Here is a 26,673-nt window from a genome sequence, read left to right on the forward strand (position 1 = left end):
GTCGAACTTAGTAGAGATTGAGAAGGAAGGAGCACCAGATGAGCACGCCATCGGGCGCCGGTGCGCTCAACGCCGACTTCGACTTGATGCGCTCGGTCGCCGCAACCACCGATGCCCGCAATGAGGAGATCCGCGTGATGCTGCACGCCTTCATCAGCGGGATGAGCAGTGTGCCGCCGTCGATGTGGGGTGGGCTGGCGGCCGCACGGTTCAAGGATGTGGTGGATCGCTGGAACGCGGAGTCGATGCGGCTCTATCACGTCCTGCACGACATCGCCGAAACCATCCGCCACAACGAGTCGGTGCTGCGTGAGGCCGGTCAAAGCCATGCCCACCGCATCGCCGCTACCGGCGCGAACCTCTGATTGGAGTAACCGTGGACACCGCTTTGTCCTACGACTTCGGCGCGATCGAACACTCCGTCCGGCAGGAGATCCACACCACGTCCGTCCGCCTCAACGCGGCGCTCGAGGAATTGGGGTCACAGATCATGCCGTTACAGCAGCTGTGGACCCGTGAGGCGGCGGCTGCTTACCAGGTTGAGCAGCTGAAATGGCACCAGGCGGTCACCGCACTCAATGGGATTCTCGTCGAACTGGGCAACGCCGTGCGTGACGGTGCTGACGATGTGGCGGGCGCCGATCGCCGGGCAGCAGGCAGCTGGGGGCGTCAGTGATTTTGACCTGCGGGGATGCGCGTCGGTAAGCTGCTCCGTTGGCGTGCGGTACGCCGGGGCTCGGGTCAATGTCGGTCGCCGAGACCACCCCAACCGCAAGACGCCTTGACCGGCCCCCGGGTCGCACCGGGATCCACCCGAGAAGAAGAAGGTAAGCGCTGTGCCTACATATGCGCCCAAGGCGGGTGACACCACGAGGTCGTGGTACGTCATCGACGCCACGGACGTGGTGCTTGGCCGCCTCGCCGTAGCAGCAGCTGTTCTGCTGCGCGGCAAGCACAAGCCGACGTTCGCGCCCAATGTCGATGGTGGTGACTTCGTCATCGTCATCAACGCCGAGAAGGTCGCCATCAGTGGCGACAAACTGAAGAGCAAGATGGCCTACAACCACTCGGGGTATCCCGGCGGTCTGCGCAAGCGCAGCATCGGCGAGTTGCTGGAGAAGCACCCCGACCGCGTGGTGGAGAAGGCGATCATCGGCATGCTGCCGAAGAACAAGCTCAGCCGTCAGATCCAGAGCAAGCTTCGCGTCTACGCAGGTCCGGAGCACCCGCACATCGGTCAGCAGCCGATTCCATTCGAGATCAAGCAGGTGGCCCAGTGACCGAAACCAGCGTGGAAACCACCGAAGTGGTGGAAACCGAGATCGAGAGCGCCCCGGTCGCCGAACCGTTCGTGTTCGAACGTCCGATCCAGACCGTCGGCCGTCGTAAAGAGGCCGTCGTACGGGTGCGCCTGGTGCCCGGCACCGGCAAGTTCAAGCTCAACGGCCGCACCCTCGAGGACTACTTCCCGAACAAGGTGCACCAGCAGCTGATCAAGGCTCCGCTGGTCACCGTCGAGCGGCTGGAAAACTACGACATCTTCGCGCTGCTGCACGGTGGTGGCCCGTCGGGCCAGGCCGGCGCGCTGCGCCTGGGTATCGCTCGGGCGCTCATTATCGCCACGCCCGAGGACCGGCCGCCGCTGAAGAAGGCCGGTTTCCTCACGCGTGACCCGCGTGCCACCGAGCGTAAGAAGTACGGCCTCAAGAAGGCCCGCAAGGCGCCTCAGTACAGCAAGCGCTGATCGACGACCACTGATTGGCTGCGGGCGTGCATATTCCCAGCCACCGATACGCATCTTTCGGCGTGTCGCGGGTATAGGAAGCACGCTCGCAGCCAACAGTGGTTATGTGCAATACCGCCTACTGTGAGAGGTTTGTCCGTATGGGTCGACTTTTCGGCACCGACGGCGTCCGCGGAGTCGCCAATCGCGAGTTGACCGCCGAACTGGCACTCGCGCTGGGCGCCGCAGCAGCGCGCCAGCTGGCGAGTTCGCCCGGTCCGGGTCGCCGGGTCGCCGTGATCGGTCGCGACCCGCGGGCCAGCGGCGAAATGCTCGAGGCTGCGGTGATCGCCGGCCTCACCAGCCAGGGCGTTGACGCGCTGCGGGTAGGGGTTCTTCCGACACCCGCTGTGGCCTATCTGACCAGCGCCTACGACGCCGATTTCGGCGTGATGATCTCGGCGTCGCACAACCCGATGCCCGATAACGGCATCAAGATCTTCGGTCCCGGTGGTCGCAAACTCGACGACGACACCGAGGATCAGATCGAGAACCTGGTGGCGGCCGGACCCGGTTTGCGTCCGGTCGGCGCAGGAATCGGCCGCGTGGTCGATGCCGAAGATGCCGCCGAACGCTACCTGCGCCACGTGAGCAAGGCCAGCACCCATCGCCTCGACGGCCTGACCGTCGTCGTTGACTGTGCCCACGGCGCGGCGTCCACCGCAGCACCCAGCGCCTACCGCGCTGCCGGTGCGCGGGTCATCGCCATCAACGCCGACCCCAACGGCCTCAACATCAACGATCGCTGCGGTTCGACCCACCTGGAGTCACTCCGGGCAGCGGTCATCGCCCACCGGGCCGACCTCGGCCTCGCGCACGACGGTGACGCGGATCGTTGCCTTGCGGTGGACGCGAACGGCGACTTTGTTGACGGCGACGCAATCATGGTGGTGCTCGCACTCGCCATGAAAGACGCGGGGGAATTGACTTCCGACACGCTGGTGGCGACCGTCATGAGCAACCTCGGACTGCACCTGGCGATGCGCGCGGCCGGCGTGACGGTGCGGACCACGGGTGTCGGCGACCGCTATGTCTTGGAAGAGTTGCGGGCCGGCGACTACAGCCTGGGTGGCGAACAGTCCGGCCACATCGTGATGCCGGCGCTGGGTTCGACCGGCGATGGCATCGTCACCGGGCTGCGGCTGATGACGCGCATTGTGCACAGCGGATCATCATTGGCCACGCTCGCTTCGGCGATGAAGACGCTGCCGCAGGTGCTGATCAACGTCCGGGTTGCCGACAAGGCCACGGCCGCCGCGGCGCCGTCGGTACAGACCGCGGTGGCCGAGGCCGAGGCCGAGCTTGGTGACACCGGTCGAATCTTGTTGCGTCCCTCGGGAACTGAGCCGTTGATCCGCGTCATGGTGGAGGCGGCCGACGAGGAAATCGCGCAGCGACTGGCCACCGGGGTGGCCGACGCGGTCAGCGCCGCCAGCTGATTCGAAACTCGCTGGAACCTCGACGCCCTCCGCGGCGTCGAAATAGGTATGAGACTTGATAGTGCCGAGGTACACAGGGTCGCAAACCGGATAGCCGACGTGGCGGATCTCATCGACGGCGCGCTAGGAAAACATCTCGCGCAGCTGATCTTTGACGGCGGCCGGGCCGGCCGGGGTTATCGAGCCAGTGGCGATGCGATACGGACAGCGCTGGACCGGTTGACCGTCGAATTGGCGGAGTGGTCGCGGGCCGCCGCCGAGATCGCGGTGGCGCTGCGAGCGGGCGTCGATCGATACGCCGAGGCAGACTTCAATGCCGCGGCCCGGATAGCGTGACCGTGGCCGAGCGGTTGGACGTCGCGGGTCGCCTCGCCGAAGGCCGGTCTGCCGTGGATCACACTCAGCGCTATGTGCTTGCCTGCCAACAGATTGGCTACCAGCACCCAGACCTGACCGGCGACCCCGCGCAGATTCGCGACCGGTATCTCAGCGAGGACGGGCTCGACCTGCACGCCCTTGACGCTGACTGCGAACAGTTGCGGTCAGCGGCGGCTGTGGTCTCCGAAGCGCTGCGGCTGCAGCGCGCCCAGGCAGGTGTTTTGGCTGCGGCATGGGAGGGGCCGGGGGCGCAATCCGCGATCGATTTTCTGCTGCGTCACTGCGAAACCGCCAACATATTGGCGGCCGAGGTGCGCGCGGCGGCCCAGCGTTGCGAGTCGCTGCGCGACAACCTGTGGTACCTGGTCGACGCGAAGGTCGCTACGGTCGTTGCCATCGATGACCGCACGCTGGCGCAGCGATCGGTGTGGTTGGCCGCGGCCGCGGGTGTGGCGGCTGGCGACCGCGCCGCACAGGAATTAGTCCATCAGCAGGTGAAACCCTATGTGGACAACGACATTCGCAATGACTGGCTCAACGCGATCAATTCGACCAAGAGCGCAATCGCGGCCTCCTACGACATGGTCAACCAGGCATTGGCCGCCGCACCCCGAACGTACTTTGAGATCCCCGGCGATCTGGGACCCCCGGGCATGGCGCCCGGAGCGTTGCCGCAAACCGTCACAGCGGTGCTGCCTGGTCAGATCGGTGCGGCAAGTATTCCGTGGTCCTCGGGGTCGCAGCCGCCCGCCGCGGCCGTGACCCCAGCGGCGCCTGCTGCGCTGGGTGCCCCGACGAACCCTCCGACACCGAATTCAGCTTTGACGCAACCGGACTGGGGTTCGGGACTGGGCAGCACTGCCGGAATGTCCGGTGGCAGTGGCGGACTCGGTGGAGGCGACCTAGGTGGGCTCGGTGGCCTGGCCGGCCGAATCGTTCAGGCGATGGGTGGCCTGTTGGGTTCCGCGGGTGATCCGCCTGGCGACGACGATCTTTTCGACGAGAGTGCCGAGCACGACCCGGAGGATCCCGACGAAGCTGCGGGGAAGGCCGAGCGCGTCGCCAAGATTGATGACGTGGCCTTGGCGGCGACGCCACCGGGCGATCAGGCGGCTGCCGGTACTCAACCGGTGCCGCCCCCCGCGTCGCCGGCCGGCCCGCCGGTTGTTGCGGGCTCGCCGCCCTCAGCACCCCCGGCCACGCCGCCAGTCGGGGGCTCTACTCCGTGCGAGATTGCCGCAAACGAGCTTCCCCAGGCTGGGCAGTAGCGGGTCAGCGAGCGTCAGGAGGCCGCCAATTGCAACAGTTCCTCGACATACCGAACGGCTTCGGCGGGATCTGTGGTGACCGGCCGCACCAGCAGCGTGGTCACTCCGGCAGCGGCGAAGACTTCCAATCGCTCGGCGATGAACCCGCGCGGACCGATCAGCGACACACCCCGGACCAGTTCGTCTGGCAACGCATCGATCGCCTCACGCTTGCGGCCGGCCAGGTAAAGCTCCTGGATTCGATCCGCGACCTCGCCGAACCCGTATCGGGTCGCAAGATCGTGGTAGAAGTTGCGGCCTTTGGCGCCCATACCGCCGATGTAGAGGGCCAATTGCGGCTTGGTCCAAGCCAATCGGTCCTCGACGTTGTCGCCGATCGCCAGCGACGTACCGACCATCACGTCGAGCGGACCCAGCGCGGGATCTCGCTTCGCGGCACCGGCGGCCAACGCCTCACCCCACACCTCACGCGCCTTGTCCGGATAGAAGAACGCCGGCTGCCATCCTTCGGCGATCTCGGCGGTGAGTGCGACATTCTTGGGCCCCAGCGACGCGATCGATATCGGAATGCGTTCGCGTACAGGATGATTGATGAGTTTGAGCGCTTTGCCCAGGCCCGTCCCGCGATCCGCGGGCAGCGGCACCTGGTAGTGCTTCCCGGCGTATTCGAGCCGTTCCCTGCGCCACACCTGCCGGCAGATCTCCACGGCCTCGCGAGTGCGGCCCAACGGTGCGTCGAATACCACGCCGTGGAATCCCTCGATCACCTGTGGTCCGGAGGTGCCGATGCCCAAGTGGAAGCGGCCACCGGACACGTAGTCCAGACCGGCGGCGGTCATCGCCAACAGCGACGGCGTGCGGATATACAGCGGAAGCACACCCGAGGCCAATTCCACTCTGGACGTGCGCGCCGCCAGAAATCCCAACTGGCTGATGGCGTCGAAGGCATACGCTTCAGCCACCACCGCAACGTCAATGCCGGATTTTTCGAGTTCGACGACCCGATCGACGGCTTCGTAAAAACCGCCCGAGTAGTCCAGGGCGATGCCGATTCGCATCAACGACTCTTACCACGCTCACTTGTCCTTCAGCCTGCCGAGGTGCCCGTCCAGTACTCGACGAACCGATTACCGTCGTCGGCAAGTCGCAGGATGTCGTTGCCGGTAAACGTGACCGGGCCATCGGGTCCGCGCCCGGAGCCAATCCAGCGGCCGGCGACCAAGTGCCCGTCGCGCAGCGGGCCGATTTGCACCGTAAACGTCAAGTCCGCCAACATGTTTCGGGTTTGCTCAACGATTCGCTCAAGGCTGTCCGGTCCATGCACATCCTGATCGGGCCAGTGGCCGACAAAATCCTCGGTGACGATCTCCGCGGCGATCGACCGGCCGGCCCAGAGTTCGTTGATCCAGCGCGTGTACAACGTGTGCACGTCAGACATGGTGCGCAGGCCCCTCCTTCAGGCACTACTTCAGCAGCGCGACGATCTTTTCCTCGGGAGTCACCGGCGGCGCCTCGGGGTCCACCGGTTGTGTCTTGGGCAGCACCACGTCCGGGTCAGCGAAGTCGCGATAGGTCTTGTCTCCGCCGAGGGTGTAGAGCAGATAGCCGGTCAGAAGCGTTCGAACCGTACGTTGTGTCTTACGATTCGAGCCGGCCAGCCCTACGGCTTTTGGCAGGCGCCGCCCCTCTACCAAGCCGCCGCCGTCGGCTTTGCCGACGATACGCAGGGTGCTCGTTTGCCACGCCTGGGACAACGACAGTGCGTTGGAGTTCAGCGCCTTCGTGTCGCCGGGTGCGGTGAGGATCAGTCCAGGGACCTTCAGGGCCGCGCCCGGTTGCTCGGCCGGGGGAGCGGTCACTGTTGGGAAGAGCGCCGCAACCGCCTTGAGTGGTCTGCCCGACGAGCCCGCCATCCCTGCGGCGGCGAACACCGCCGCAGAGCCGCCGAAGCCGTGGCCCACCAAGCCGAGTTTGGTGGGATGGACGCTGATTTCGCCGGGTCCCAACCGCACGCCCGCCAAGATGTCGAGAGCGACGCCCATGTCGAACGCGAGATTCATCACAGATGGCACGAATCCTCGTTGGGTGTCGGGTGCGCCGGCGACGATGCCCCACGACGCCAGGTGCTCCAACAAGCCTGAGTAGTTGGCAGAACTGGTGAGCCAGTCGTGGCCAAAGGCGATGCCGGGCAGGTTGAACCCGGACTCCGGGGTGTACACCACCCCGGGCAGCCCCGCAAAGGCCAGGTCACCACGCAAAACTCGGTGCGGACCACGGCGGCTGAGGGCGGTGAAGAGCTTGCGGATGCGGGCCACCGGTCGACGTTAGCTGTGTCCCGGGGGATTGGTCCAGTGGGTCCAGTTGGTGCCGTCCCAGTAGCGCTGCCCGGGTTGTCCGGACGGGTCGGGATACCAGGCTGCCGGCGTGCCAGATTGCTGCGCGGCGCCGCCCTGCCGTTGCTCCGCGAACGCCTGTTGTTGCTGCGCGAACGCCTGTTGTTGCTGCGCCAACGCCTGTTGGTGCTGGACTAGTGCTTGCTGCTGCTGAGCCACGGCATGCGGATCCTTGGCGATATTCCGCACCTTCCGGATGGCATTCATGTTGTAGAACAGCGAGACCCAGTTCATCACGAAGAACGACGCCACGCTCCACCATCCGGCGGCCAGACAGTGGGTCTGCGCGTCACGGTAAGCCTGCTCGCACTGCTGCAGCGTCCCGGTGCATCGCACGGTCTGGTTCTGCCACATGATCACCATGCCGGTGTGTTTCCACAGGCTGATCTGGAACAGCGGCCCCGAATTCGGATAACCCGACGGCTGCGGCGGGCCGGGCTGGTACGGGCCGGGTTGGCCATAGGGACCAGGTGTTTGATACGCACCCGGCGCTTGATGCGGTTGAGACAAAGCAAACCTTTCACGCAGGTAGACAGGTAAACGATACCGGCGGTCACGGTGGTAATTCCGCGTCTGCACTACCCTGGTCAGAATGTGCGGAATTGTCGGCTACGTTGGGCAGCGCCCTGCCTGCGACGTCGTGATGAATGCACTCCGCCGCATGGAGTACCGCGGCTACGACTCCTCGGGTATCGCGCTCCTTGACGGGAACGGCAAGCTCACCGTCCGTCGCCGCGCAGGTCAGCTGGTGAATCTGGAAGCGGCGATCACCGAGATGAGCCCGGCGGACCTGGCCGGCACCGCCGGATTGGGCCACACCCGATGGGCCACCCACGGGCGCCCCACCGACCGCAACGCCCATCCCCACCGCGACGCCGCAGGCAAGATCGCCGTCGTCCACAACGGCATCATCGAGAACTTCACCTCCTTGCGCCAGGATTTGGAAGCCAACGGCGTGGAGTTTGCCAGCGACACCGACACCGAAGTCGCGGTGCACCTGGTGGCACATGCCTATCACCACGGTGAGACGGCCGGTGATTTCACCGCCGCCGTGCTGTCGGTGCTACGCCGACTCGAGGGCCACTTCACCCTGGTGTTCGCCAACGCCGACGAGCCCGGCACCATCATCGCCGCCCGGCGCTCGACACCGCTTGTGCTCGGGGTCGGCGACGGCGAGATGTTCGTCGGGTCCGATGTCGCCGCATTCATCGAACACACCCGCCAGGCGGTCGAACTCGGTCAGGACCAAGCCGTGGTGATCACCGCGGACGGCTATCGGGTCAGCGACTTTCACGGCAATGAGGATGTCGAGTACCGCGAATTCCACATCGACTGGGACCTCGCAGCCGCGGAAAAGGGCGGCTACGAGTACTTCATGCTCAAGGAGATCGCCGAGCAGCCCACCGCGGTGGCCGACACGCTGCTCGGCCATTTCGTGGGCAACCGGATCGTGCTGGACGAGCAGCGCCTGTCCGACCAGGAATTGCGCGAGGTCGACAAGGTGTTCGTGGTCGCCTGTGGCACCGCCTATCACTCGGGCCTGCTGGCCAAGTACGCCATCGAGCACTGGACCCGGCTGCCCGTAGAGGTGGAGCTGGCCAGTGAATTCCGTTATCGGGACCCGGTTTTGGACCGCAGCACGCTCGTCGTGGCGATCTCTCAGTCCGGGGAAACCGCCGACACACTCGAAGCCGTTCGGCATGCCAAGGAGCAGAAGGCCAAGGTGCTGGCCATCTGCAACACCAACGGCTCGCAGATTCCCCGCGAATGCGACGCGGTGCTCTACACCCGCGCCGGACCGGAAATCGGCGTGGCGTCTACCAAGACGTTCCTGGCGCAGATGACCGCCAACTACCTGGTCGGCCTCGCCCTGGCGCAGGCGCGCGGCACCAAGTATCCCGACGAGGTCGAGCGGGAGTATCGCGAACTGGAAGCGATGCCGGAACTGGTGGCCCGGGTGATCGCGGCAGCCGATCCGGTGGCCGACCTTGCCTACCGATTCGCGCAGTCGTCAACGGTGCTGTTCCTGGGGCGCCACGTCGGCTACCCGGTGGCGCTGGAGGGCGCACTCAAACTCAAGGAACTGGCCTACATGCACGCCGAGGGGTTCGCGGCCGGCGAGCTCAAGCACGGCCCGATCGCCCTGATCGAGGATGGCCTGCCGGTCATCGTCGTCATGCCCTCGCCCAAGAGTGCGGCCACCTTGCACGCCAAGCTGATGTCCAACATCCGCGAGATTCAGACCCGCGGGGCGGTGACCATCGTGATCGCCGAGGAGGGCGACGAAGCGGTACGCCCCTACGCCGATCACCTCATCGAAATACCGGCGGTGTCAACGCTTTTGCAGCCGCTGCTGTCGACCATCCCACTGCAGGTGTTCGCCGCGTCGGTGGCCCGGGCCCGTGGCTACGACGTCGACAAGCCACGAAATCTCGCAAAGTCGGTCACCGTCGAGTAGGGGGACACAGCGATGAGATCGGGTCGCGTCCAGGTCACGGTCAGTCTCGCTGTCTTCCTGGCGGCATACATCGGCTTGGCCGTGTTGTACGCGGTGACCGGTATGGGCCCGCCTCATCCCGTCACTCAGGGTCAGCCGGCGGCTGACGGTACAACGGTGACCGTGGATATCGCGGGTATCCAGCCTTACCGCAGCGTGCTCGTTGCCGACGTCACCGTCACGCCCGGGCCCGCCCTGCTGGATCCGCGAACCGGCAATCTGACCGAAGACCTCAGCGTCTCAGTCACATCCGCGACAACGCCGACCAGACATTCCTGGCCGAAGGGCACGCAGCCGGGCGTATTCCCGGTCTCGCTGAACATCAACGGTGACGTGTCCGATTGGCCGTTCGACAGCTACCACTCGGGGCCGATCTCGGTCGATCTGTTCCGCGGCGCCGTGCAAGAACCGGAACGGGCGTCTGTGACATTCGTCGATCGCCTTCCCGGTTGGCAAGTCGAGGTACCGGGCGGCAAGGCCGGCGATGCGTTAGTGCCCTACCGGGCGGAAGTGCAACGGTCGCCGAGCACGGTGGCCATGGCCATGGTCCTGCTCGGGGTGCTGGTCGCGCTGGCCGGCTTTGCCTTATTTGTTGCTGCCCAGACGGTACGCAATCGGCGAAAGTTCCAGCCGCCGATGACCACGTGGTTCGCCGCAATGCTTTTCGCGGTGATACCGCTGCGCAACGCGCTTCCCGACTCGCCGCCATTCGGGGCCTGGGTCGATGTCATGGTGGTCATCTGGGTGATCGTGGCCCTGGTGATCGCGATGGGGCTCTACGTGTCGTGCTGGTGGCGGCACCTGGCTCCCGACTTCGACACGCCCGCCAACCAGGTTGAGTCGCTGCCGCACGTGCCAAAGTAGTGCCGTGGCGAAGCTATCAACCTCCGCACGCATCATTCTGGGTTCGGTGGTCTTCGTCGTCGCGTATGCGTGGGCGATTTGGCTGTATGTGAGCAGCGGAATCAACCACCCTCACCAGATTTCCACTGGTGTGCAGTCCAACGACGTGACCAAGGTGACCGTCGACATCGAAGCCATCCAGTCGAACAGCAGCGAGCTGGTCGTCAATATCAGCGTCGTGCCCAGGCGCGCACTGCTCGACGAGGCGACCGACACCCTCAAAGAGGACCTCAGCATGACTGCCAACTCGGCAGTACAGGCGAGCAAGCGGATCTGGCCCAAGGGCACGGTGCCCGACGTCCTTCGCGTCTCGATCGGCTTGAGCGGCGAGATCGCGAATTGGCCGTTGGACGAATACGACACCGGACCGATCAACGTCCAACTCCTTTCCGGCCCTGCGCAAGTGGCCGAGCCCTCCGCTGTGACACTGGTCGACCGTCAGGTCGGCTGGGAAGTCGACGTGAGTCGGGTCAGCAACTTCGATCCGCACTCGGCCTACCGCTTGAGCCTGCACCGCTCGTGGGGCACCTGGGCGTTCGCCGTCGTCATCCTCGCGGCGCTGATTACGCTCGCCTGGTTGGCCCTTTTCGTTGCGCTCAAGACGGTTCGCAACAAACGGAAATTCCAGCCGCCGATGACGACGTGGTACGCGGCGATGCTGTTCGCGGTGATGCCGTTGCGAAATGCGTTGCCGGACGCGCCCCCATTCGGCAGTTGGATAGACGTCACGGTCGTGCTCTGGGTGATCGTGGTCTTGACGATCTCGCTGGTGCTCTACATCTCCTGCTGGTGGCAGCACCTGGCCCCGGACTACCAGGAGCCTGCGCTGCCGGAGTCGAATCCGGCCCCGAGTCCGCCTGAGGTTCCGTCGACTTAGCGGCCTTCGGCGTGCGGACTTGCGTTCTATCCGCTGGCCAGCGAGCGCAGGGCCGCGGGCTGGAGTCCGGCAACGATTCGCGAGAGCTTCCGCAAGCGCAGGCAGCCTAGCTCCTAAATCTGGCTGGGCGTGCCGAGCAGTCGGTCGAGTTCGGAAAGCATGGCGTCGCCGGCGATCACGGTGAAAAAGATGAAATGGTCGAGTAGTTCTTGCGAAACACCTTCGGCGAGTGGAAACGCGGTCGTGCCGACCACCACCACTCCCGCCCCGTCTGCGCGATCCGCGATCGAGGCAGTGGGCAGCGGGGCCCGCCGATTCCAGCTGGCCGCGAATTCCTTGACGCGACTGCGCATTTCCTCGGGATATACGGCTGCCGACCAAATGCTGATGGACGCAATCTCACCGTCAGAACCTTCGACAGCAACTTCCAGGAGATAGTTCGGTTCACCGTCGTCAGCCATCTGTTCGGCACGCCGAATATCTGCGCTGTCGACGTGGTAAGTGCCGGGTCGGTCGATCTGGTAGCGATATTCGCGATCGGTGAGGAACCGTTCGATCATTTTCGGCTCGAATTTCTCGATCATGCAGGGACTCCCGTGCGCTGCACACCGCCGAAGATCTCGCCGAGCACATTGACCCCAAGCGCCACCGTGAGGTCGATGAATTCATCGAACAGCTTGCGATGGATGCCGGGTAGCAGGGGATACGAGCACTCGCCAACCACGTCGACACCCTGGCCGGGTTCGTCTTCATCGATGAACAACTTGGGCCAGAATCGGGTGCGATTCCATTCGGCAATAAATTTGTCGATGAAACCGCGTGCGGCTTCCGGATAGGTGGTGTCGGTCCAGAGGCGGACGGTGAGCACGTTGCGGTCGGTTCCGCGGGCGAAGAGTTGCACCGTCAGGCCCGCCTCATCGATGCTGCCGAAGTCGGTGAAGTACGCGCCGTTACGGATGAGGTACGCCAGATCCCGCTCGCGCAGAAATGTCTCGATCAGCGGCGAGAGGAAGTCTTCGGCCTGCGCGGCGTCCGCGGCTTGCGGGTTACCGGGGATGCCAACCGCGGCCGTCAACTCCTCGAGCATGACTTGCGACCCGGCCAGGGTGATGTTGATGAACAGTGCCAACTGCGCGCGGGAGACGCCGTGGCGTAGCGGAAATGCGGCCTTGCCCACGACATCGAACCCTGGGCCCCGGCCGTCGGCAATGGCATAAGCCTTGGGCCCGGGACGAAATTTGTTCCAAACGGCGATGAACGCCTTGATGTCATCACCCGCATGCCGGGGATAGGTGACCGACGGCATCAATGTCATGAGTAGAAGATCGTCAGCGTTGGTCGGGTCGGCCTTCAACTCAAATTGGAATGGTGGATAGTCTTTGCCGACGACGCCGTCGAACGCTGCACCGTCCAAGTAGAAAATGCCATTATTGTCTGACGTGTAGGAATAGTTTTCGTCGCGCAGGAATTCTTCGACCATGCTGGGACTGAATTGTTCGATCATAAAGCCTCCTTGCTGCATCAATGCGCTTAGCGGACTCCGGGCATCCCCAGCACGCCGACCATCTCCGCAAGCATCTGATGGCCGCTGCTCAACGAGTTTTCGATGAGGAGTCTGATTGCCGCCCAATGGGTGTCGGCACGCAGGGGATAGGTATTCACCCCGGCCACCACGAAGCCCGGTGCCATGTCGTTGTAGCAGTACGCCGTCGGCCACAGCGTTTCCTGATTCCAATTCTCAACGAAGGCTTCGACGTTGTGGCGCATCACATTTGGGTAGTAGTGGTCTGTGTAGATGCGGATCGACAACACGTCGCGCTCCGATCCTTGGGCGCACAATTGAATCCGGTGATCGGGTAGCTCGCCGCCGCTGAAACTCGCGTAGTAGGCCCCCTCCTCGCCCAGGACGTACTGCACCTGGTGCTCGTCGAAGAACCGCTCGATCGTCTGATTCATGAACTGGTCGGACATGGAACTCCTGGTGCGGTCGCTGCGGTGACCTCGGTCACCGATGGAAAGGTATTCCCGAGATAACCAGGCGCTTTTAATTAGGTCCTGGAATGCGGTGACCTCCGTCACCAATCGGTAAATCGTTCGCGGCGCCCAGCATAGCTGTGGCCGCTTAAATTCATGCCTGCCTCAGGCCGCATCCGGCGTGCCCCATGTTGACCCGGCCACCGTCTGAGCCACCGGCATGGGATGCTGGCGTTGATGCGGCATTACTACTCCGTAGACGCAATCCGCGACGCCGAAGCGCCGCTGCTGGCCAGTCTGCCCGATGGCGCCCTGATGAAGCGCGCTGCCTACGGACTGGCCACCGAGATCCTGCGCGAGTTGACCCACCGAACGGGCGGGGTGGCGGGCCGCCGGGTGTGTGCGGTCGTCGGGTCCGGCGACAACGGCGGCGACGCGCTCTGGGCGGCGACCTTCCTGCGCCGTCGCGGGGCGGCCGCCGACGCGATACTGCTCAAACCGGAACGCACTCATGAAAAGGGGCTGGCGGCGTTTCGGAAGTCCGGTGGTCAGATCGTCGAGAGTGTCTCGGCTGCAACAGATCTCGTCATCGACGGGGTGGTGGGTATCTCAGGCTCGGGTCCGCTGCGGCCGGACGCGGCGAAGGTGTTCGAGGCGGCGAAACATATCCCGGTGGTGGCCGTCGACCTCCCCAGCGGTATCGATGCCGGCACCGGAGCCAGCACCGGACCGGCGGTGCACGCCGCGCTCACCGTGACATTTGGCGGGCTCAAACCAGTGCATGCCCTGGCCGACTGCGGCCGGGTCCAGTTGATCGACATCGGCCTCGACCTGCCCGACACCGACGTCCTGGGATTCGAGGCCGCCGACGTGCTGGCGCGGTGGCCGATCCCGGGCAGCCGCGACGACAAGTACACCCAGGGTGTCACCGGCGTCCTGGCCGGATCCTCGATTTACCCGGGTGCTGCCGTGCTGTGCACCGGTGCCGCCGTCGCGGCGACGTCGGGCATGGTGCGCTATGCCGGCGGCGCGCATCACGAGGTGCTCGCGCAGTGGCCCGAGGTCATCGCGTCCGCATCCCCGGCGGCCGCCGGACGCGTGCAGGCCTGGGTGGTGGGACCAGGACTGGGCACCGACGAGGCAGGCGCCGCGGCCTTGTGGTTCGCCCTGGACAGCGACCTGCCGGTACTGGTCGACGCGGACGGGCTGACCATGCTGGCCGCCCATCCCGGACTGGTGGTCGACCGCAGCGCCCCGACCGTCCTGACGCCGCATGCCGGCGAGTTCGCCCGACTGGCCGGGTCACCCCCTGGCAACGACCGGGTGGGTGCCGCGCGGAAACTCGCCGACGCGTTCGGAGCGACCGTGCTGCTCAAGGGAAACGTCACCGTCATCGCCGAACCCGGCGGCCCGGTCTACCTGAACCCGGCCGGACAATCCTGGGCCGCGACCGCCGGGTCCGGTGATGTGTTGTCCGGCATCATCGGCGCCCTGCTGGCGTCCGGATTGCCGCCGGGCGAGGCCGCCGCCACCGGGGCATACGTGCACGCGCGGGCGGCGGCGCTGTCGGCCGCCGATCCCGGACCGGGCGATGCGCCCACGTCGGCGTCGCGAATTCTGCAGCACATCCGGGCCGCGCTGGCTGCCCTCTAGAACCGCACAACGAAAGGTCTCACTGTGTCCCATCCCTCCGTGCCCGCGCATTCGATCGCCCCCGCCTACACCGGCCGCATGTTCACCTCGCCGATACCGGCGCTGCGGTTGCCGGAGGAATCGATGGATCCCGAGGCCGCTTACCGCTTCATCCACGACGAACTGATGCTCGATGGCAGCTCGCGACTGAACCTGGCCACCTTCGTCACCACCTGGATGGACCCCGAGGCCGGCCGGTTGATGGCCGAAACGTTTGACAAGAACATGATCGATAAGGACGAATACCCGGCGACCGCGGCCATCGAGCAGCGCTGCGTGTGCATGGTGGCCGACCTGTTCCACGCCGAGAACCTGCGTGACGACGACCCCAACAGCGCCGTCGGCGTCTCCACCATCGGTTCCAGCGAGGCCGTCATGCTCGGCGGGCTGGCGCTGAAATGGCGTTGGCGGCAGAAGGTCGGAAAAGGCTGGGAGAAGCGGACGCCGAACCTGGTGCTGGGTTCCAACGTCCAGGTGGTGTGGGAGAAGTTCTGCCGCTACTTCGACGTCGAACCGCGCTACCTGCCGATGGAGGAGGGGCGTTACGTCATAACGCCTGAACAGGTCATCGACGCCGTCGACGAGGACACCATCGGGGTGGTCGCGATCCTGGGCACCACCTACACCGGTGAGCTGGAACCGGTCGCCGAAATCTGCGCTGCACTCGACAAGTTGGCGGCTGGCGGGGGTGTCGACATCCCGGTGCACGTCGACGCCGCCAGCGGGGGCTTCGTGGTGCCCTTCCTGCACCCGGAACTCAAGTGGGACTTCCGGCTGCCCCGGGTGGTGTCGATCAACGTCAGCGGCCATAAGTACGGCCTGACCTACCCCGGCATCGGGTTTGTCGTGTGGCGAAGTGCCGTGCACCTGCCCGAGGAGCTGGTCTTCCGGGTCAACTATCTGGGCGGCGACATGCCGACCTTCACGCTGAACTTCTCTCGTGCCGGCAACCAGGTCGTCGGGCAGTACTACAACTTCCTGCGGCTGGGCCGGGACGGATACACCAAGGTCATGCAGTGTTTGTCGGAGACCGCACGCTGGTTGGGTGAGCAGTTGCGCGTCGGGGAGCACGCCGAACTGATCACCGACGGCAGCGCGATCCCGGTGGTGGCCTTCCGGCTGGCCAAGGACCGCGGGTACACCGAGTTCGATCTGTCCCACGAACTGAGGGGCTACGGCTGGCAGGTGCCCGCCTACACCATGCCCGACAACGCCACCAACGTGTCGGTGTTGCGCGTCGTGGTACGCGAAGGGCTCTCCGCCGACCTGGCCCGGGCATTGCACGACGATGCCCGCACCGCGCTGGCGTCGCTGGACAAGCTCAAGCCGGGCGGGCACTACGACGCGGAGCACTTCGCGCACTAGACGTGCCGCGGGAGGCAGTCGCGAGGTTCTGGGACAATAGGAATCGTGTCCGTTACGCCGATCTCCTTGACCCCAGGTGTCCTCGCCGAGGCCGTGGTGGACCTGGGCGCTATCGCGCACAACGTCCGGGTATTGCGCGAGCACGCCGGGAACGCGCAGGTCATGGCTGTCGTCAAGGCAGATGGCTACGGTCACGGCGCCGCCCGCGTCGCCTACGCAGCATTGGCGGCCGGCGCCGCCGAACTGGGCGTGGCCACCGTGGATGAGGCGCTGGCACTACGTGCCGACGGCATCGTCGACCCGATCCTGGCCTGGCTACATCCGCCCGGCGTCGATTTCGGGCCGGCGCTGCAGGGCGATGTAGAGATCGCCGTCTCCTCGGTGCGCCAACTCTCCGAACTCCTGGATGCGGTGCACCGAACGGGCACGCGGGCCACCGTCACGGTCAAGGTCGACACCGGGCTGAACCGCAACGGCGTGGCGCCCGCCGAGTACCCGGCGCTACTGGCCGCGTTGCGTCAGGCCGTCGCCGACGAGAAGATCCGGCTGCGGGGCCTGATGTCGCACATGGTGTACGCCGACTCGCCGGACGAGCCGATCAACGACGTGCAGGCACAGCGCTTTCGCGACATGCTCGCGTACGCCGGCGACCAAGGGGTGCGGTTCGAGGTGGCGCACCTGTCGAACTCGTCGGCGACCATGGTCCGGCCCGACCTCACATTCGACCTGGTGCGCCCCGGTATCGCCGTGTACGGGCTGAGCCCGGTGCCTAAGCTGGGTGACATGGGGCTGGTGCCGGCGATGACCGTGAAATGTCCTGTTGCGCTGGTGAAGTCGATCAAGGCGGGGGAAGGCGTGTCCTACGGCCACACCTGGATCGCCCCCCGGGACACCAACCTGGCGCTGCTGCCGATCGGCTATGCCGACGGCGTCATCCGGTCCCTCGGCGGTCGCCTGGAAGTGCTGATCAACGGCCGGCGGCGGCCCGGGGTGGGACGCGTCTGTATGGATCAGTTTGTCGTCGACCTGGGGCCGGAGCAGCCCGACGTGGCCGAAGGTGACGAGGCGATCCTGTTCGGACCCGGCGCCCAAGGTGAGCCGACCGCGCAGGACTGGGCCGATCTGGTCGGCACCATTCATTACGAAGTGGTCACCGGCGTCCGCGGGCGAATCGCCAGAACGTATCGCGAGGCTGACGCCGTTGAGTCCTGATGAAACCCACCCCAAGGTGGGCCCGAAGAGTAGGGCCTGGCTCGCGGGTGGCGCCGGGATCACCGCCGTCGCCACCCTGGTCGGAGCGTCGGCCCGCAAGACCATGATCGAACGTGCCGCCGGGCTCGAAGATCCTTGGTCGGATGAGGATTTCGATCGCATGGACAGCGATCGCAGCCAGGTCGTCACCACGACTGACGGGGTTCCGCTGGCGGTGCGCGAGGCCGGGCCCGAAGACGCGCCGCTCACTGTCGTCTTCGCCCATGGATTCTGCCTGCGCATGGGCGCCTACCACTTTCAGCGGGCGCGACTCGGCGAGGTTTGGGGCCCGCAGGTCCGGATGGTCTTCTACGACCAGCGCGGGCACGGCCAGTCCGGCGAAGGGGAGCCCGACTCCTACACGCTGACCCAACTCGGCCAGGACCTGGAAACCGTGCTGCAGGTGACCGCACCGCGCGGGCCGATCGTGCTGGTCGGCCATTCGATGGGCGGCATGACCGTGATGTCGCATGCCCGGCAGTTTCCCGAGCGCTACGGGCGCCGCATCGTCGGTGCCGCGCTGATCTCCTCGGCCGCCGAAGGTGTGACGCGCTCTCCGTTGGGAGAGTTTCTGAAAAACCCCGCGCTGGAAGCGGTTCGGTTCACCGCAAAGTCCGCGCCCAAGCTGATGCACCGCGGCCGCAACGTGTCACGCTCACTGATCGGCCCGATCCTTCGGGCCGCGTCCTACAGCGATCTGCAAGTCAGCCGCAGTCTCGACGCGTTCTCGCAGCGGATGATGAACGGCACCCCGATCGCCACCCTGGTGGGCTTCCTGCGCGCCCTGGAAGTGCACGACGAGACCGCCGGGCTGTGGACCCTGCTCAAGATCCCCACCCTGATCGCCTGCGGCGACCACGACCTGCTCACTCCCGACGAATACTCCCGGTTGATGGCGGCCTCGCTGCCGCAATCCGAGCTGATCATCATTCCCGGGGCCAGCCACCTGGCGCTGCTGGACAAGCCCGAGCCCATCAACGACGGGCTGGTCCGCCTGATCGAGCGGGCCATGCCAGGCAAGCTGGCGCTGCGCTATCAGCGATTCGGGGACCGACTCAAGCAGCGGTTACGCCGTGGGTGATACCGCAGGAACGGCCACCCTGGCGCTTGCCGAGGACACCATCGCACTGGGATCCGAGCTGGGCCGGCAGCTGCGCGCCGGTGATGTCGTGGTGCTCTCCGGTCCGTTAGGTGCCGGGAAAACTGTGCTGGCCAAGGGGATTGCTGTGGCAATGGATGTCGACGGACCGGTCACGTCGCCGACCTACGTCCTGGCCCGGGTGCATCCGCCACGACGGACGGGCACGCCCGCGATGATTCACGTCGACGTTTACCGACTGCTCGACCATGGCTCGGCCGATCTGCTGGGTGAGCTGGACTCGCTGGACCTCGACACCGATCTTCAGGACGCGGTCGTCGTGGTGGAGTGGGGCGAGGGCCTCGTCGAGCGACTTGCGGAGCGGCACTTGGACATCCGGCTCGAGCGTGCCAGCGAATCCGAAGTGCGGACCGCGACTTGGGAGTGGGTCCGCACATGATCCTGACGCTCGATACCTCGACCCCGGCGGTGACGGCCGGAATCGTCCGGCGCACGGATCTCGCCGTGCTGGCCGAGCGAGTCACCCTCGACGCGCGGGCACATGCGGAGCGGTTGACGCCCAACGTGATCGAGGCGCTCACCGATGCGGGGCTGACGATGGCCGACCTGGACGCCGTTGTGGTGGGCTGCGGGCCGGGCCCGTTCACCGGGCTGCGTGCGGGCATGGCCACCGCCGCCGCTTATGGTCACGCATTGGATATCCCGGTTTACGGCGTGTGCAGTCTGGACGCCATCGGCGTGCTCACCACCGGCGACACTCTGGTCGTGACCGACGCTCGCCGCCGCGAAATCTATTGGGCGCGTTACCGCGACGGGGTGCGGACGGGCGGACCCGACGTCAATGCCCCGGCCGACGTCGACCCCGGCCCGGCGCGGGCGGTCGCCGGGTCGCCGGAGCACGCGGCGCTGTTCGATCTGCCCCGGTGCGAGCCGGTCTATCCGACGGCGAACGGCCTGGTGCGCGCGGTGAACTGGGACGAAGGTCCCGCGCCGCTGGTGGCGCTGTACCTGCGTCGTCCGGACGCAAAACCGTTGGCGGCCAAGGCATGACGACCCCTGTCGACCCCGTCATCATCGGTGCGTTGACCCGCGCGGACGCCGACCGGTGCGCCGAATTGGAAGCCCTGTTGTTCGACGGCGACGATCCGTGGCCCGCGGTAGCGTTCGAGCGCGAGTTGGACAGTGCGCGTAACCATTACGTCGGCGCGCGCTGTGGTAGCACGCTGGTCGGCTACGCCGGCATCACCCGGTTGGGGCGTAGTGCGCCGTTCGAGTACGAGGTGCACACCATCGGGGTCGATCCCGAATATCACGGCCGCGGCATCGGCCGCCGGTTGCTCAACGATCTACTCGAATTCGCCAGCGGTGGTGTGGTGTTTCTGGAGGTCCGCACGGATAACGAGGTGGCGTTAGAGTTGTACCGCAGCGTGGGATTCGAACAGATCGGTCTGCGTCGCAGGTACTACCGGGTCAGTGGGGCCGACGCCTACACGATGCGGCGGGAGGCCACATGACAACCATCCTCGCGATCGAAAGCTCCTGCGACGAAACAGGTGTCGGTATTGCCCGGCTGGAGGCCGACGGCACCCTGAGCCTGTTGGCCGACGAGGTTGCCTCCAGCGTCGACGAACACGTGCGCTTCGGCGGGGTGGTCCCCGAGATAGCGTCCCGCGCGCATCTGGAAGCGCTGGGTCCCGCTATGCGCCGGGCCCTGTCTGCCGCTGGACTGCAGCGGCCCGACGTTGTCGCCGCGACCATCGGCCCGGGGCTGGCGGGCGCCCTGCTGGTGGGAGTTGCTGCCGCCAAGGCATATTCGGCCGCCTGGGGGGTGCCGTTCTACGCGGTCAATCATCTCGGTGGGCACCTCGCCGCGGATGTCTATCAGCACGGACCGCTGCCCGAGTGCGTGGCACTGCTGGTCTCCGGTGGGCACACCCATTTGCTGCACGCGCGTTCGCTCGCCGAGCCGATGGTCGAGCTCGGCAGCACCGTCGACGACGCCGCCGGCGAGGCCTACGACAAGGTGGCGCGGCTGCTTGGGCTCGGCTACCCGGGCGGCCGGGTCCTCGACGAGTTGGCCCACACCGGCGACCGGGACGCCATCAAGTTTCCCCGCGGCATGACCGGTCCCAGGGACGACCCGTACGCGTTCAGCTTCTCCGGCCTCAAGACCGCGGTCGCACGTTATGTGGAGAGTCATCCCGACGCCGTGACCGCCGATATCGCGGCCGGGTTCCAGGAAGCCGTCGCCGATGTACTGACCAAGAAGGCCGTGCGTGCGGCGACTGAGCTGGGGGTGTCGACCCTGCTCATCGCCGGGGGAGTGGCGGCCAACTCACGGTTGCGTGAGCTGGCCACCCAGCGCTGCGCCGACGCCGGTCTGACGCTGCGAATCCCCAGGCCGCGGCTGTGCACCGACAACGGAGCGATGATCGCGGCGTTCGCGGCGCATCTGGTGGCCGCCGGCGCCCGGCCGTCGCCGCTGGATGCGGCGACTGATCCGGGCCTGCCGGTGGTGGCGAGCCAGGTAAAGGCCTAGGTGAAGTGCCGGTCGAGTTGTTCGCCGACAGAGAAGCACCGGGGTGCCCTTGAGTGCTAGCACTCTCATGTATAGAGTGCTAGATGGCAGTCAACACAACCCCTGCGTCGGCACCCGCGACGACGGCGCTTGGGCTAGGACGATTGCCGAATCACCTGGTAATTAGGACGGTTCCGGGGTTATTCCCCGGGCCGACCGCCAAACTCCGGTCGGGACAGACGTCCCGGACCCGATTCAACAAAGTGGAGGGCCCAATCGTGGCGAAGGTGAACATCAAGCCACTCGAGGACAAGATTCTCGTACAGGCCAACGAGGCCGAGACCACGACCGCTTCCGGTCTGGTCATTCCTGACACCGCCAAGGAGAAGCCCCAAGAGGGCACCGTCGTCGCAGTCGGCCCCGGCCGTTGGGACGAGGACGGCGAGAAGAGGATCCCGCTCGATGTCGCAGAGGGTGACACCGTCATCTACAGCAAGTACGGCGGCACCGAGATCAAGTACGGCGGCGAGGAATACCTGATTCTGTCGGCACGCGACGTGCTGGCTGTCGTTTCCAAGTAACACACCGTGTTCCGCCCCGGCGATCCCCGCGTTGACGCGCGGGTGATTTCCGGGGCGGCATGCGTTAGTCGCCGGGCTGGAGCCGGGCGGAAGGATCCTGATGAGCAAACTTATTGAGTTCGATTCGACCGCGCGCCGCGCCCTGGAGGCGGGCGTCAACAAGCTCGCCAACGCGGTCAAGGTCACGCTGGGACCCGGCGGTCGGCATGTGGTGCTGGCCAAGGCGTTCGGCGGACCGCAGGTCACCAACGACGGCGTCACCGTAGCTCGCGAAATCGACCTGGAAGATCCGTTTGAAAACCTGGGTGCCCAACTGGTGAAGTCGGTGGCAACCAAGACCAACGATGTCGCCGGCGACGGCACCACCACCGCCACGGTGCTGGCCCAAGCGCTGGTCAAGGGCGGGCTGCGCCTGGTCGCAGCCGGCGCCAACCCGATTGCGTTGGGCTCTGGCATCAGCAAGGCCGCCGACGCGGTATCCGAGGCGCTACTGGCCTCGGCCATCCCGGTGAGCGGCAAGGAGGCCATCGCACAGGTCGCCACCGTGTCCTCGCGTGACGAGGTGATCGGTGACCTGGTCGGCGAGGCAATGAGCAAGGTCGGCCACGACGGTGTCGTCAGTGTCGAAGAATCCTCGACCCTGAACACCGAGTTGGAGTTCACCGAGGGTGTCGGCTTCGACAAGGGCTTCCTGTCGGCCTACTTCGTGACGGACTTCGACTCCCAGCAGGCAGTGCTCGACGACCCGGTCATCCTGCTGCACCAGGACAAGATCAGCTCGCTGCCGGACCTGCTGCCGTTGCTCGAGAAGGTCGCCGAGGCGGGCAAGCCGCTGGTGATCATCGCCGAGGACGTCGACGGGGAGGCGCTGGCCACCCTGGTGGTCAACTCCATCCGCAAGACGTTGAAGGCTGTCGCAGTCAAGTCGCCGTACTTCGGTGACCGGCGCAAGGCATTCCTGCAGGACCTGGCGGCCGTGACGGGTGCCGAGGTGGTCAACCCCGACGCCGGCCTGGTGCTGCGCGAGGTCGGCCTCGAGGTGCTGGGCTCGGCCCGTCGTGTCGTGGTCAGCAAGGACGACACCATCGTCGTCGACGGCGGCGGCACCAAGGAGGCTGTTGCGGCGCGAGTTCACCTGCTGCGCAGCGAGATCGACAACAGCGACTCGGAGTGGGACCGCGAGAAGCTGGGCGAGCGGCTGGCCAAGCTGGCCGGCGGCGTAGCCGTCATCAAGGTCGGCGCCGCCACCGAGACCGCCCTCAAGGAGCGCAAGGAAAGCGTCGAGGACGCGGTCGCGGCGGCCAAGGCAGCTGTCGAAGAGGGCATCGTCGCCGGCGGTGGCTCCGCGCTGATCCAGGCGCGCCACGTGCTCAAGTCGTTGCGTGAGGAGCTGAGCGGCGACGAGAAGCTCGGCGTCGACGTGTTCTCCGAGGCGCTGGCTGCACCGCTGTTCTGGATTGCCACCAACGCCGGGCTCGACGGTGCGGTGGTGGTCAACAAGGTCCAGGAGCTGCCGACCGGACACGGCCTCAACGCCGCCACCCGGGAGTACGGCGACCTGGCCGCCGATGGTGTCGTCGACCCGGTCAAGGTGACCCGGTCCGCGGTGCTCAACGCCTCTTCGGTGGCCCGGATGGTGCTCACCACTGAGACGGCGATCGTCGACAAGCCGGCCGAGGCTGCCGACGACCACGGGCACGGCCACCACGGTCACGCTCACTAATTTCTACTGACCAGACGCAAACGCCCCCGACATGTGCGGGGGCGTTTTGCGTCTGTTCGCGCCTACTACCGGCCGTTTAGTCTCGCGGGATGGACCGCATCTGGCAGTGGGCGTGGGATCGCTACGCGGCGAGGTATTCGTGGGCGCTGTGCGTGGTCGGGTTCGTTGTGCTCCTGCCGACCTACTTCACGCTGTCTTTCATCGTCGTCGTCTACGAGAAGTCCGATCGCTATGTCGAGGTCGCTGCCGTCACCGTCGTCGCTCTGCTGCCGGTGGTGTACTTGTACTTTCTTCCCGGCCTGGGACGGCTCCGCATTGTGGAGCGGTGGGCAGCCGGTCACGATGTCGATCGGGCGGCCGCGCTCGACGCCACCTACGACACCACGCGGAGCATGGCAGCCCGAGGGCTGGCGACCCACGTTGTCGGGGTGGCTTTGCTGTTTATTGTTGTCAGTGCGATCGCGAGGGCGACCGAGTGGCGCCTGGTTCAACACGGGATTGTTGGCGCGTGTTTCGGAGCCGCTCTCCAGCTGATCGGTGCGCACAGTTTCGTGGAGGGGGCGCTGCGTCCGGCCCGGGTTGCGATCTCAGGTCACACAGGAATCGGTGACTCATCGCCACGCTCCAGGCCGACGTTCGCGACGTGGTCGAAAATTTCCATGATCGCGGTCGCGTCGGGCTTTTCACTCGGCGCCGCGTTGCTGGGCGCCGGGTTCGATCAGGTCAGTCAACAGCCCGTGCTCGCCGTCGTGATCGGGTGTTTCTCGCTCAGCCTGGCGTTGCCGGTCAGTGTCGGTGCCGGGTTCGCACCGTCGTTGCGGCCCATTCGCGACCTGGCCGAAGGAACGGAACGCGTTGCGGCGGGCGACTATTCGCAACGGCTGCCGGTGGTTCAGGACGATGACCTGGGCGCGCTGGCGGGATCGTTCAACCGGATGCAGGCGGGACTTGCTGAGCGACAACGACTTCAGGCCGCATTCGGCACCTACGTCGACCCGGTCCTGGCGTCCCGACTGCTCGAGCAGGGCGACGACGTCTTTACCGGGGAGCGTCGCGAAGTGACGGTGATGTTTGTCGACGTCCGCGATTTCACGCCATTCGCCGAGGCGAATAGCGCCGAGGACACGGTCGCCCGCCTCAACGCCCTGTTCGAGGTCGTGGTGCCTTCGGTCGTCGACGCCGGTGGGCACGTCAACAAATTCCTCGGCGACGGCGCACTGGCCGTCTTCGGCGCCCCGAACGATCTTGCGGATCATGCCGACGCCGCGGTGGGCGCCGCTGTGCTGATTCACCGCCGGGTCGCCGAGCGGTTCGGCGGAGAGCTTCACATCGGGATCGGGATCAACACGGGGATGGTGATCGCCGGGACCATCGGCGGTGGCGGCAAGTTGGAGTTCACTCTGATCGGTGACACCGTCAACGTCGCGGCCCGCGTCGAGCAACTCACCAAGACCACTGGCGACGTAATCCTGCTGACCTCTCAAACCGTCGATGCCCTGGCTTCCCGATTGCCCGGACTCATCGACCGGGGTGCCCACGCACTGAAGGGCAAGTCAGCACCTGCCCAAGTTTTCGGTCTCGACCCAGCCAAGTCGGGCGCCCCCTAGTGGGATGTCGGCTGAATCGAAATAAGGCGGAACGAGCCCGACTGCTCATCGTCAGGGGTGAACCGGACCACCAGAGCGTTCGGGGGAAACTGGCTGGCCAGGTCATTTAAGGTCCTGGGCAAGAACGCTCTGGACTTGGCATTGCCGTACCAATTGGGATCGGACTGGTCGACGCCCAGGCCGCTCACCTGATCGATAGTGGCGTCCCACTGTCGAACCGGGTCCGGCGGTGAATCGCCGAATCCCACCGACTTTCGATAGGCATCGCCTTGCCCCGCAAGGGTCACAGCTGCGCCGCCGCCGACGGGTGTCCCGGTGATTGTCCCGTCGACAGCATCCGCCGTCACCGACGTGAGTCGCGCGGTGCACACGTTGTCGACGACGCTGGACGGCACGCAAAATCCGGGCAACGGGTCAGCGTGAGCCGAGGCGATGTTGAGGGCGGCCGGCAACGCCAGGACGAAAATGGCGACCACGGCACGAATGCGATTGTTCGGCATTGGATTGCCTTCCTCACTGAGTTCTGCGCCCGCAGGTCAGAAGTTACCGGACGGCGTCCGCCGTGGTGCGTCACCCGCCCGGAGCGGGCGTCGCCGTCTTCGGTGCTGTGGACGTGAGGGTTGGGGAGCTAGTGGTGCTGGTGACCGTGACGGTGCTCGTGCTCGTCTCAGGAGGCGGCACGGCAATCGTGGTCGTGACCGTGCTGACGCTGGTAGTTGGCGTCGTGGTGGACGAGGCCGTCGACGCTGTCGCAGCGGCAATCACACCGCAGGCGATCCGCTTGCCGGACTCGCTGGCATCAGCGGTGAAGGTCCCGGGATTCTGATGGATGATCAATGAGGTGCCGGCACTGTTGCGCAGGTCCGCAGCGGTGAACGCACTGGTAGTGGTGACGAGCTTTGCTGAGCCGTCGGGGCGCACTTGTAGCGCGGTCAGGTCACCGCTGGCGGGATAACCCGTGTGGTTCGGTGCCTGGTAAACCTCTCCGGCCGAGCTGAAACTTCCGTCGGAGCCTCCTGCGGTCGCCTCGCACGCACCCGCCGAGTGGACCTGCAGTCCGTGGAAACCGGGGCTCAGGACTTGGTTAGGGCCGGCCTCCACGGTCACCGTCACGTAGCCGTTGGCGAATTCAAAAGTGGCAGTTGCGACTTGAGTCCCGTCAGTGCTCTTCAAAGGTGTGGTCATCCTGTCCGCGCCGGAGGACGGTGAAGTCGTGGATTGGCCGCCGTGTTCGTTCACGCATGCTGCCAGCGAAGCGGCCGCCAGGGAAAGCACAGCGACCGTGAATAACGCACTCTTCTTCATCAGCCGTGCCTACCCCGGTA

At 65.8% G+C, this 26,673-nt stretch carries 30 protein-coding genes; 21 read left to right on the plus strand and 9 right to left on the minus strand.

Annotation, left to right across the window (positions count from 1 at the left end):
- Window positions 1-38 precede the first annotated feature (38 nt).
- The 7 genes from ACZY1I_RS02055 (at window position 39) to ACZY1I_RS02085 (ending at window position 4,868) form a co-directional block, all read left to right on the plus strand.
- Window positions 39-365 carry a WXG100 family type VII secretion target gene (locus tag ACZY1I_RS02055; RefSeq protein ID WP_463752610.1) on the plus strand — a complete coding sequence of 109 codons (327 nt, stop codon included), beginning with the start codon at window positions 39-41 and terminating at the stop codon, window positions 363-365.
- Between the two features lie 11 nt (window positions 366-376).
- Complete coding sequence (locus tag ACZY1I_RS02060) at window positions 377-676, plus strand: WXG100 family type VII secretion target (RefSeq protein WP_463752611.1); 300 nt, start codon at window positions 377-379, stop codon at window positions 674-676.
- A 160-nt stretch (window positions 677-836) separates the two neighbouring features.
- Window positions 837-1,280, plus strand: coding sequence for a 50S ribosomal protein L13 (gene rplM / locus ACZY1I_RS02065; RefSeq protein WP_463752612.1), 444 nt, complete (start codon window positions 837-839; stop codon window positions 1,278-1,280).
- Window positions 1,277-1,744, plus strand: a complete 468-nt coding sequence (gene rpsI, locus ACZY1I_RS02070) for a 30S ribosomal protein S9 (RefSeq protein ID WP_463752613.1) — start codon at window positions 1,277-1,279, stop codon at window positions 1,742-1,744. The genes rplM and rpsI overlap by 4 nt, the downstream gene beginning before the upstream one ends.
- Window positions 1,745-1,884: 140 nt before the next feature.
- Window positions 1,885-3,222: a phosphoglucosamine mutase gene (gene glmM / locus ACZY1I_RS02075; protein WP_463752614.1), complete on the plus strand. Its 1,338-nt coding sequence runs from the start codon at window positions 1,885-1,887 to the stop codon at window positions 3,220-3,222.
- A 48-nt stretch (window positions 3,223-3,270) separates the two neighbouring features.
- Entirely contained in the window at window positions 3,271-3,558 is a 288-nt protein-coding gene (locus ACZY1I_RS02080; RefSeq protein WP_463752615.1) for a type VII secretion target, read from the plus strand.
- Window positions 3,559-3,560: 2 nt separating this feature from the next.
- Complete coding sequence (locus ACZY1I_RS02085) at window positions 3,561-4,868, plus strand: hypothetical protein (RefSeq protein ID WP_463752616.1); 1,308 nt, start codon at window positions 3,561-3,563, stop codon at window positions 4,866-4,868.
- Between the two features lie 14 nt (window positions 4,869-4,882).
- Here the strand turns inward: ACZY1I_RS02085 and ACZY1I_RS02090 are convergent, their stop codons facing one another.
- Genes ACZY1I_RS02090 through ACZY1I_RS02105 form a run of 4 tightly spaced genes read right to left on the minus strand, consistent with a single transcriptional unit; the run spans window position 4,883 to window position 7,771 of the window.
- The gene (locus ACZY1I_RS02090) at window positions 4,883-5,926 is read right to left on the minus strand and encodes an LLM class F420-dependent oxidoreductase (protein ID WP_463752617.1); all 1,044 of its coding nucleotides are present in this window, start codon (window positions 5,924-5,926) and stop codon (window positions 4,883-4,885) included.
- Between the two features lie 29 nt (window positions 5,927-5,955).
- Window positions 5,956-6,306: a nuclear transport factor 2 family protein gene (locus ACZY1I_RS02095; RefSeq protein WP_463752618.1), complete on the minus strand. Its 351-nt coding sequence runs from the start codon at window positions 6,304-6,306 to the stop codon at window positions 5,956-5,958.
- 25 nt (window positions 6,307-6,331) lie between these two features.
- Window positions 6,332-7,183: a dienelactone hydrolase family protein gene (locus tag ACZY1I_RS02100; protein WP_463752619.1), complete on the minus strand. Its 852-nt coding sequence runs from the start codon at window positions 7,181-7,183 to the stop codon at window positions 6,332-6,334.
- Window positions 7,184-7,192: 9 nt separating this feature from the next.
- A complete protein-coding gene (locus tag ACZY1I_RS02105) occupies window positions 7,193-7,771 on the minus strand; it encodes a DUF2510 domain-containing protein (RefSeq protein ID WP_463752620.1) in 579 nt (192 codons plus the stop codon).
- 82 nt (window positions 7,772-7,853) lie between these two features.
- Between ACZY1I_RS02105 and glmS the strand changes: the two genes are divergently transcribed.
- From glmS to ACZY1I_RS02120, 3 genes are read left to right on the plus strand one after another with little or no spacing between them, the layout of a single operon-like run.
- The gene (gene glmS / locus ACZY1I_RS02110; RefSeq protein WP_463752621.1) at window positions 7,854-9,719 is read left to right on the plus strand and encodes a glutamine--fructose-6-phosphate transaminase (isomerizing); all 1,866 of its coding nucleotides are present in this window, start codon (window positions 7,854-7,856) and stop codon (window positions 9,717-9,719) included.
- Between the two features lie 12 nt (window positions 9,720-9,731).
- Window positions 9,732-10,622, plus strand: a complete 891-nt coding sequence (locus tag ACZY1I_RS02115) for a DUF4436 domain-containing protein (protein ID WP_463752622.1) — start codon at window positions 9,732-9,734, stop codon at window positions 10,620-10,622.
- 4 nt (window positions 10,623-10,626) lie between these two features.
- Window positions 10,627-11,538 carry a DUF4436 domain-containing protein gene (locus ACZY1I_RS02120; protein WP_463752623.1) on the plus strand — a complete coding sequence of 304 codons (912 nt, stop codon included), beginning with the start codon at window positions 10,627-10,629 and terminating at the stop codon, window positions 11,536-11,538.
- A gap of 113 nt (window positions 11,539-11,651) precedes the next feature.
- Here ACZY1I_RS02120 and ACZY1I_RS02125 read toward each other — a convergent pair whose 3' ends face one another.
- Genes ACZY1I_RS02125 through ACZY1I_RS02135 form a run of 3 tightly spaced genes read right to left on the minus strand, consistent with a single transcriptional unit; the run spans window position 11,652 to window position 13,509 of the window.
- Window positions 11,652-12,122 (minus strand): YbjN domain-containing protein, encoded by a 471-nt coding sequence (locus ACZY1I_RS02125; RefSeq protein WP_463752624.1) that lies wholly within the window; start codon window positions 12,120-12,122, stop codon window positions 11,652-11,654.
- Window positions 12,119-13,042, minus strand: a complete 924-nt coding sequence (locus ACZY1I_RS02130; protein WP_463752625.1) for a type III secretion system chaperone family protein — start codon at window positions 13,040-13,042, stop codon at window positions 12,119-12,121. The genes ACZY1I_RS02125 and ACZY1I_RS02130 overlap by 4 nt, the downstream gene beginning before the upstream one ends.
- A 26-nt stretch (window positions 13,043-13,068) precedes the next feature.
- On the minus strand, window positions 13,069-13,509 hold the full coding sequence (locus tag ACZY1I_RS02135; protein ID WP_463752626.1) for a hypothetical protein: 441 nt from the start codon (window positions 13,507-13,509) through the stop codon (window positions 13,069-13,071).
- A gap of 240 nt (window positions 13,510-13,749) precedes the next feature.
- Here ACZY1I_RS02135 and ACZY1I_RS02140 point away from each other — a divergent pair, with 240 nt between their 5' ends.
- The 11 genes from ACZY1I_RS02140 to ACZY1I_RS02190 all read left to right on the plus strand — a co-directional run bounded on the left by ACZY1I_RS02140 (window position 13,750) and on the right by ACZY1I_RS02190 (window position 25,348).
- Entirely contained in the window at window positions 13,750-15,165 is a 1,416-nt protein-coding gene (locus ACZY1I_RS02140) for an NAD(P)H-hydrate dehydratase (RefSeq protein WP_463752627.1), read from the plus strand.
- A 24-nt stretch (window positions 15,166-15,189) separates the two neighbouring features.
- Window positions 15,190-16,569: a glutamate decarboxylase gene (locus ACZY1I_RS02145; RefSeq protein ID WP_463752628.1), complete on the plus strand. Its 1,380-nt coding sequence runs from the start codon at window positions 15,190-15,192 to the stop codon at window positions 16,567-16,569.
- Window positions 16,570-16,614: 45 nt separating this feature from the next.
- The gene (alr, locus tag ACZY1I_RS02150; RefSeq protein ID WP_463752629.1) at window positions 16,615-17,781 is read left to right on the plus strand and encodes an alanine racemase; all 1,167 of its coding nucleotides are present in this window, start codon (window positions 16,615-16,617) and stop codon (window positions 17,779-17,781) included.
- A gap of 58 nt (window positions 17,782-17,839) precedes the next feature.
- On the plus strand, window positions 17,840-18,901 hold the full coding sequence (locus ACZY1I_RS02155; protein ID WP_463753465.1) for an alpha/beta fold hydrolase: 1,062 nt from the start codon (window positions 17,840-17,842) through the stop codon (window positions 18,899-18,901).
- Window positions 18,894-19,358, plus strand: a complete 465-nt coding sequence (gene tsaE, locus ACZY1I_RS02160; protein WP_463752630.1) for a tRNA (adenosine(37)-N6)-threonylcarbamoyltransferase complex ATPase subunit type 1 TsaE — start codon at window positions 18,894-18,896, stop codon at window positions 19,356-19,358. The genes ACZY1I_RS02155 and tsaE overlap by 8 nt, the downstream gene beginning before the upstream one ends.
- Complete coding sequence (gene tsaB, locus ACZY1I_RS02165; RefSeq protein ID WP_463752631.1) at window positions 19,355-19,969, plus strand: tRNA (adenosine(37)-N6)-threonylcarbamoyltransferase complex dimerization subunit type 1 TsaB; 615 nt, start codon at window positions 19,355-19,357, stop codon at window positions 19,967-19,969. The genes tsaE and tsaB overlap by 4 nt, the downstream gene beginning before the upstream one ends.
- Window positions 19,966-20,433 carry a ribosomal protein S18-alanine N-acetyltransferase gene (rimI, locus tag ACZY1I_RS02170; RefSeq protein ID WP_463752632.1) on the plus strand — a complete coding sequence of 156 codons (468 nt, stop codon included), beginning with the start codon at window positions 19,966-19,968 and terminating at the stop codon, window positions 20,431-20,433. The genes tsaB and rimI overlap by 4 nt, the downstream gene beginning before the upstream one ends.
- Window positions 20,430-21,458 (plus strand): tRNA (adenosine(37)-N6)-threonylcarbamoyltransferase complex transferase subunit TsaD, encoded by a 1,029-nt coding sequence (gene tsaD / locus ACZY1I_RS02175; RefSeq protein ID WP_463752633.1) that lies wholly within the window; start codon window positions 20,430-20,432, stop codon window positions 21,456-21,458. Before rimI ends, tsaD begins: the two co-directional genes overlap by 4 nt.
- Before the next feature lie 257 nt (window positions 21,459-21,715).
- Complete coding sequence (gene groES, locus ACZY1I_RS02180; protein ID WP_011739140.1) at window positions 21,716-22,018, plus strand: co-chaperone GroES; 303 nt, start codon at window positions 21,716-21,718, stop codon at window positions 22,016-22,018.
- Between the two features lie 100 nt (window positions 22,019-22,118).
- Window positions 22,119-23,741 (plus strand): chaperonin GroEL, encoded by a 1,623-nt coding sequence (groL, locus tag ACZY1I_RS02185; protein WP_463752634.1) that lies wholly within the window; start codon window positions 22,119-22,121, stop codon window positions 23,739-23,741.
- A gap of 89 nt (window positions 23,742-23,830) precedes the next feature.
- The gene (locus ACZY1I_RS02190) at window positions 23,831-25,348 is read left to right on the plus strand and encodes an adenylate/guanylate cyclase domain-containing protein (protein ID WP_463752635.1); all 1,518 of its coding nucleotides are present in this window, start codon (window positions 23,831-23,833) and stop codon (window positions 25,346-25,348) included.
- On the opposite strand, the gene ACZY1I_RS02195 is transcribed toward ACZY1I_RS02190, so the two are convergent.
- Window positions 25,345-25,848, minus strand: coding sequence for a hypothetical protein (locus tag ACZY1I_RS02195; protein ID WP_463752636.1), 504 nt, complete (start codon window positions 25,846-25,848; stop codon window positions 25,345-25,347). The two genes, ACZY1I_RS02190 and ACZY1I_RS02195, sit on opposite strands and share 4 nt — an antisense overlap.
- Before the next feature lie 70 nt (window positions 25,849-25,918).
- Window positions 25,919-26,653, minus strand: coding sequence for a superoxide dismutase family protein (locus ACZY1I_RS02200; RefSeq protein ID WP_463752637.1), 735 nt, complete (start codon window positions 26,651-26,653; stop codon window positions 25,919-25,921).
- Window positions 26,654-26,673 lie beyond the last annotated feature (20 nt).

The sequence above is a fragment of the Mycobacterium sp. IDUB_37 genome (assembly GCF_055419245.1).

What these genes read in the sequence shown, in the direction of transcription:
- ACZY1I_RS02055 (WP_463752610.1), top strand. Translation starts at nt 39, where the DNA reads ATGAGCACGCCATCGGGCGCCGGTGCGCTCAACGCCGACTTCGACTTG.
- glmM (WP_463752614.1), top strand. Translation starts at nt 1,885, where the DNA reads ATGGGTCGACTTTTCGGCACCGACGGCGTCCGCGGAGTCGCCAATCGC.
- ACZY1I_RS02080 (WP_463752615.1), top strand. Translation starts at nt 3,271, where the DNA reads ATGAGACTTGATAGTGCCGAGGTACACAGGGTCGCAAACCGGATAGCC.
- ACZY1I_RS02090 (WP_463752617.1), bottom strand. Translation starts at nt 5,926, where the DNA reads ATGCGAATCGGCATCGCCCTGGACTACTCGGGCGGTTTTTACGAAGCC.
- ACZY1I_RS02095 (WP_463752618.1), bottom strand. Translation starts at nt 6,306, where the DNA reads ATGTCTGACGTGCACACGTTGTACACGCGCTGGATCAACGAACTCTGG.
- glmS (WP_463752621.1), top strand. Translation starts at nt 7,854, where the DNA reads ATGTGCGGAATTGTCGGCTACGTTGGGCAGCGCCCTGCCTGCGACGTC.
- ACZY1I_RS02115 (WP_463752622.1), top strand. Translation starts at nt 9,732, where the DNA reads ATGAGATCGGGTCGCGTCCAGGTCACGGTCAGTCTCGCTGTCTTCCTG.
- ACZY1I_RS02125 (WP_463752624.1), bottom strand. Translation starts at nt 12,122, where the DNA reads ATGATCGAGAAATTCGAGCCGAAAATGATCGAACGGTTCCTCACCGAT.
- ACZY1I_RS02130 (WP_463752625.1), bottom strand. Translation starts at nt 13,042, where the DNA reads ATGATCGAACAATTCAGTCCCAGCATGGTCGAAGAATTCCTGCGCGAC.
- ACZY1I_RS02135 (WP_463752626.1), bottom strand. Translation starts at nt 13,509, where the DNA reads ATGTCCGACCAGTTCATGAATCAGACGATCGAGCGGTTCTTCGACGAG.
- ACZY1I_RS02140 (WP_463752627.1), top strand. Translation starts at nt 13,750, where the DNA reads ATGCGGCATTACTACTCCGTAGACGCAATCCGCGACGCCGAAGCGCCG.
- tsaB (WP_463752631.1), top strand. Translation starts at nt 19,355, where the DNA reads ATGATCCTGACGCTCGATACCTCGACCCCGGCGGTGACGGCCGGAATC.
- rimI (WP_463752632.1), top strand. Translation starts at nt 19,966, where the DNA reads ATGACGACCCCTGTCGACCCCGTCATCATCGGTGCGTTGACCCGCGCG.
- tsaD (WP_463752633.1), top strand. Translation starts at nt 20,430, where the DNA reads ATGACAACCATCCTCGCGATCGAAAGCTCCTGCGACGAAACAGGTGTC.
- groL (WP_463752634.1), top strand. Translation starts at nt 22,119, where the DNA reads ATGAGCAAACTTATTGAGTTCGATTCGACCGCGCGCCGCGCCCTGGAG.
- ACZY1I_RS02190 (WP_463752635.1), top strand. Translation starts at nt 23,831, where the DNA reads ATGGACCGCATCTGGCAGTGGGCGTGGGATCGCTACGCGGCGAGGTAT.
- ACZY1I_RS02195 (WP_463752636.1), bottom strand. Translation starts at nt 25,848, where the DNA reads ATGCCGAACAATCGCATTCGTGCCGTGGTCGCCATTTTCGTCCTGGCG.
- ACZY1I_RS02200 (WP_463752637.1), bottom strand. Translation starts at nt 26,653, where the DNA reads ATGAAGAAGAGTGCGTTATTCACGGTCGCTGTGCTTTCCCTGGCGGCC.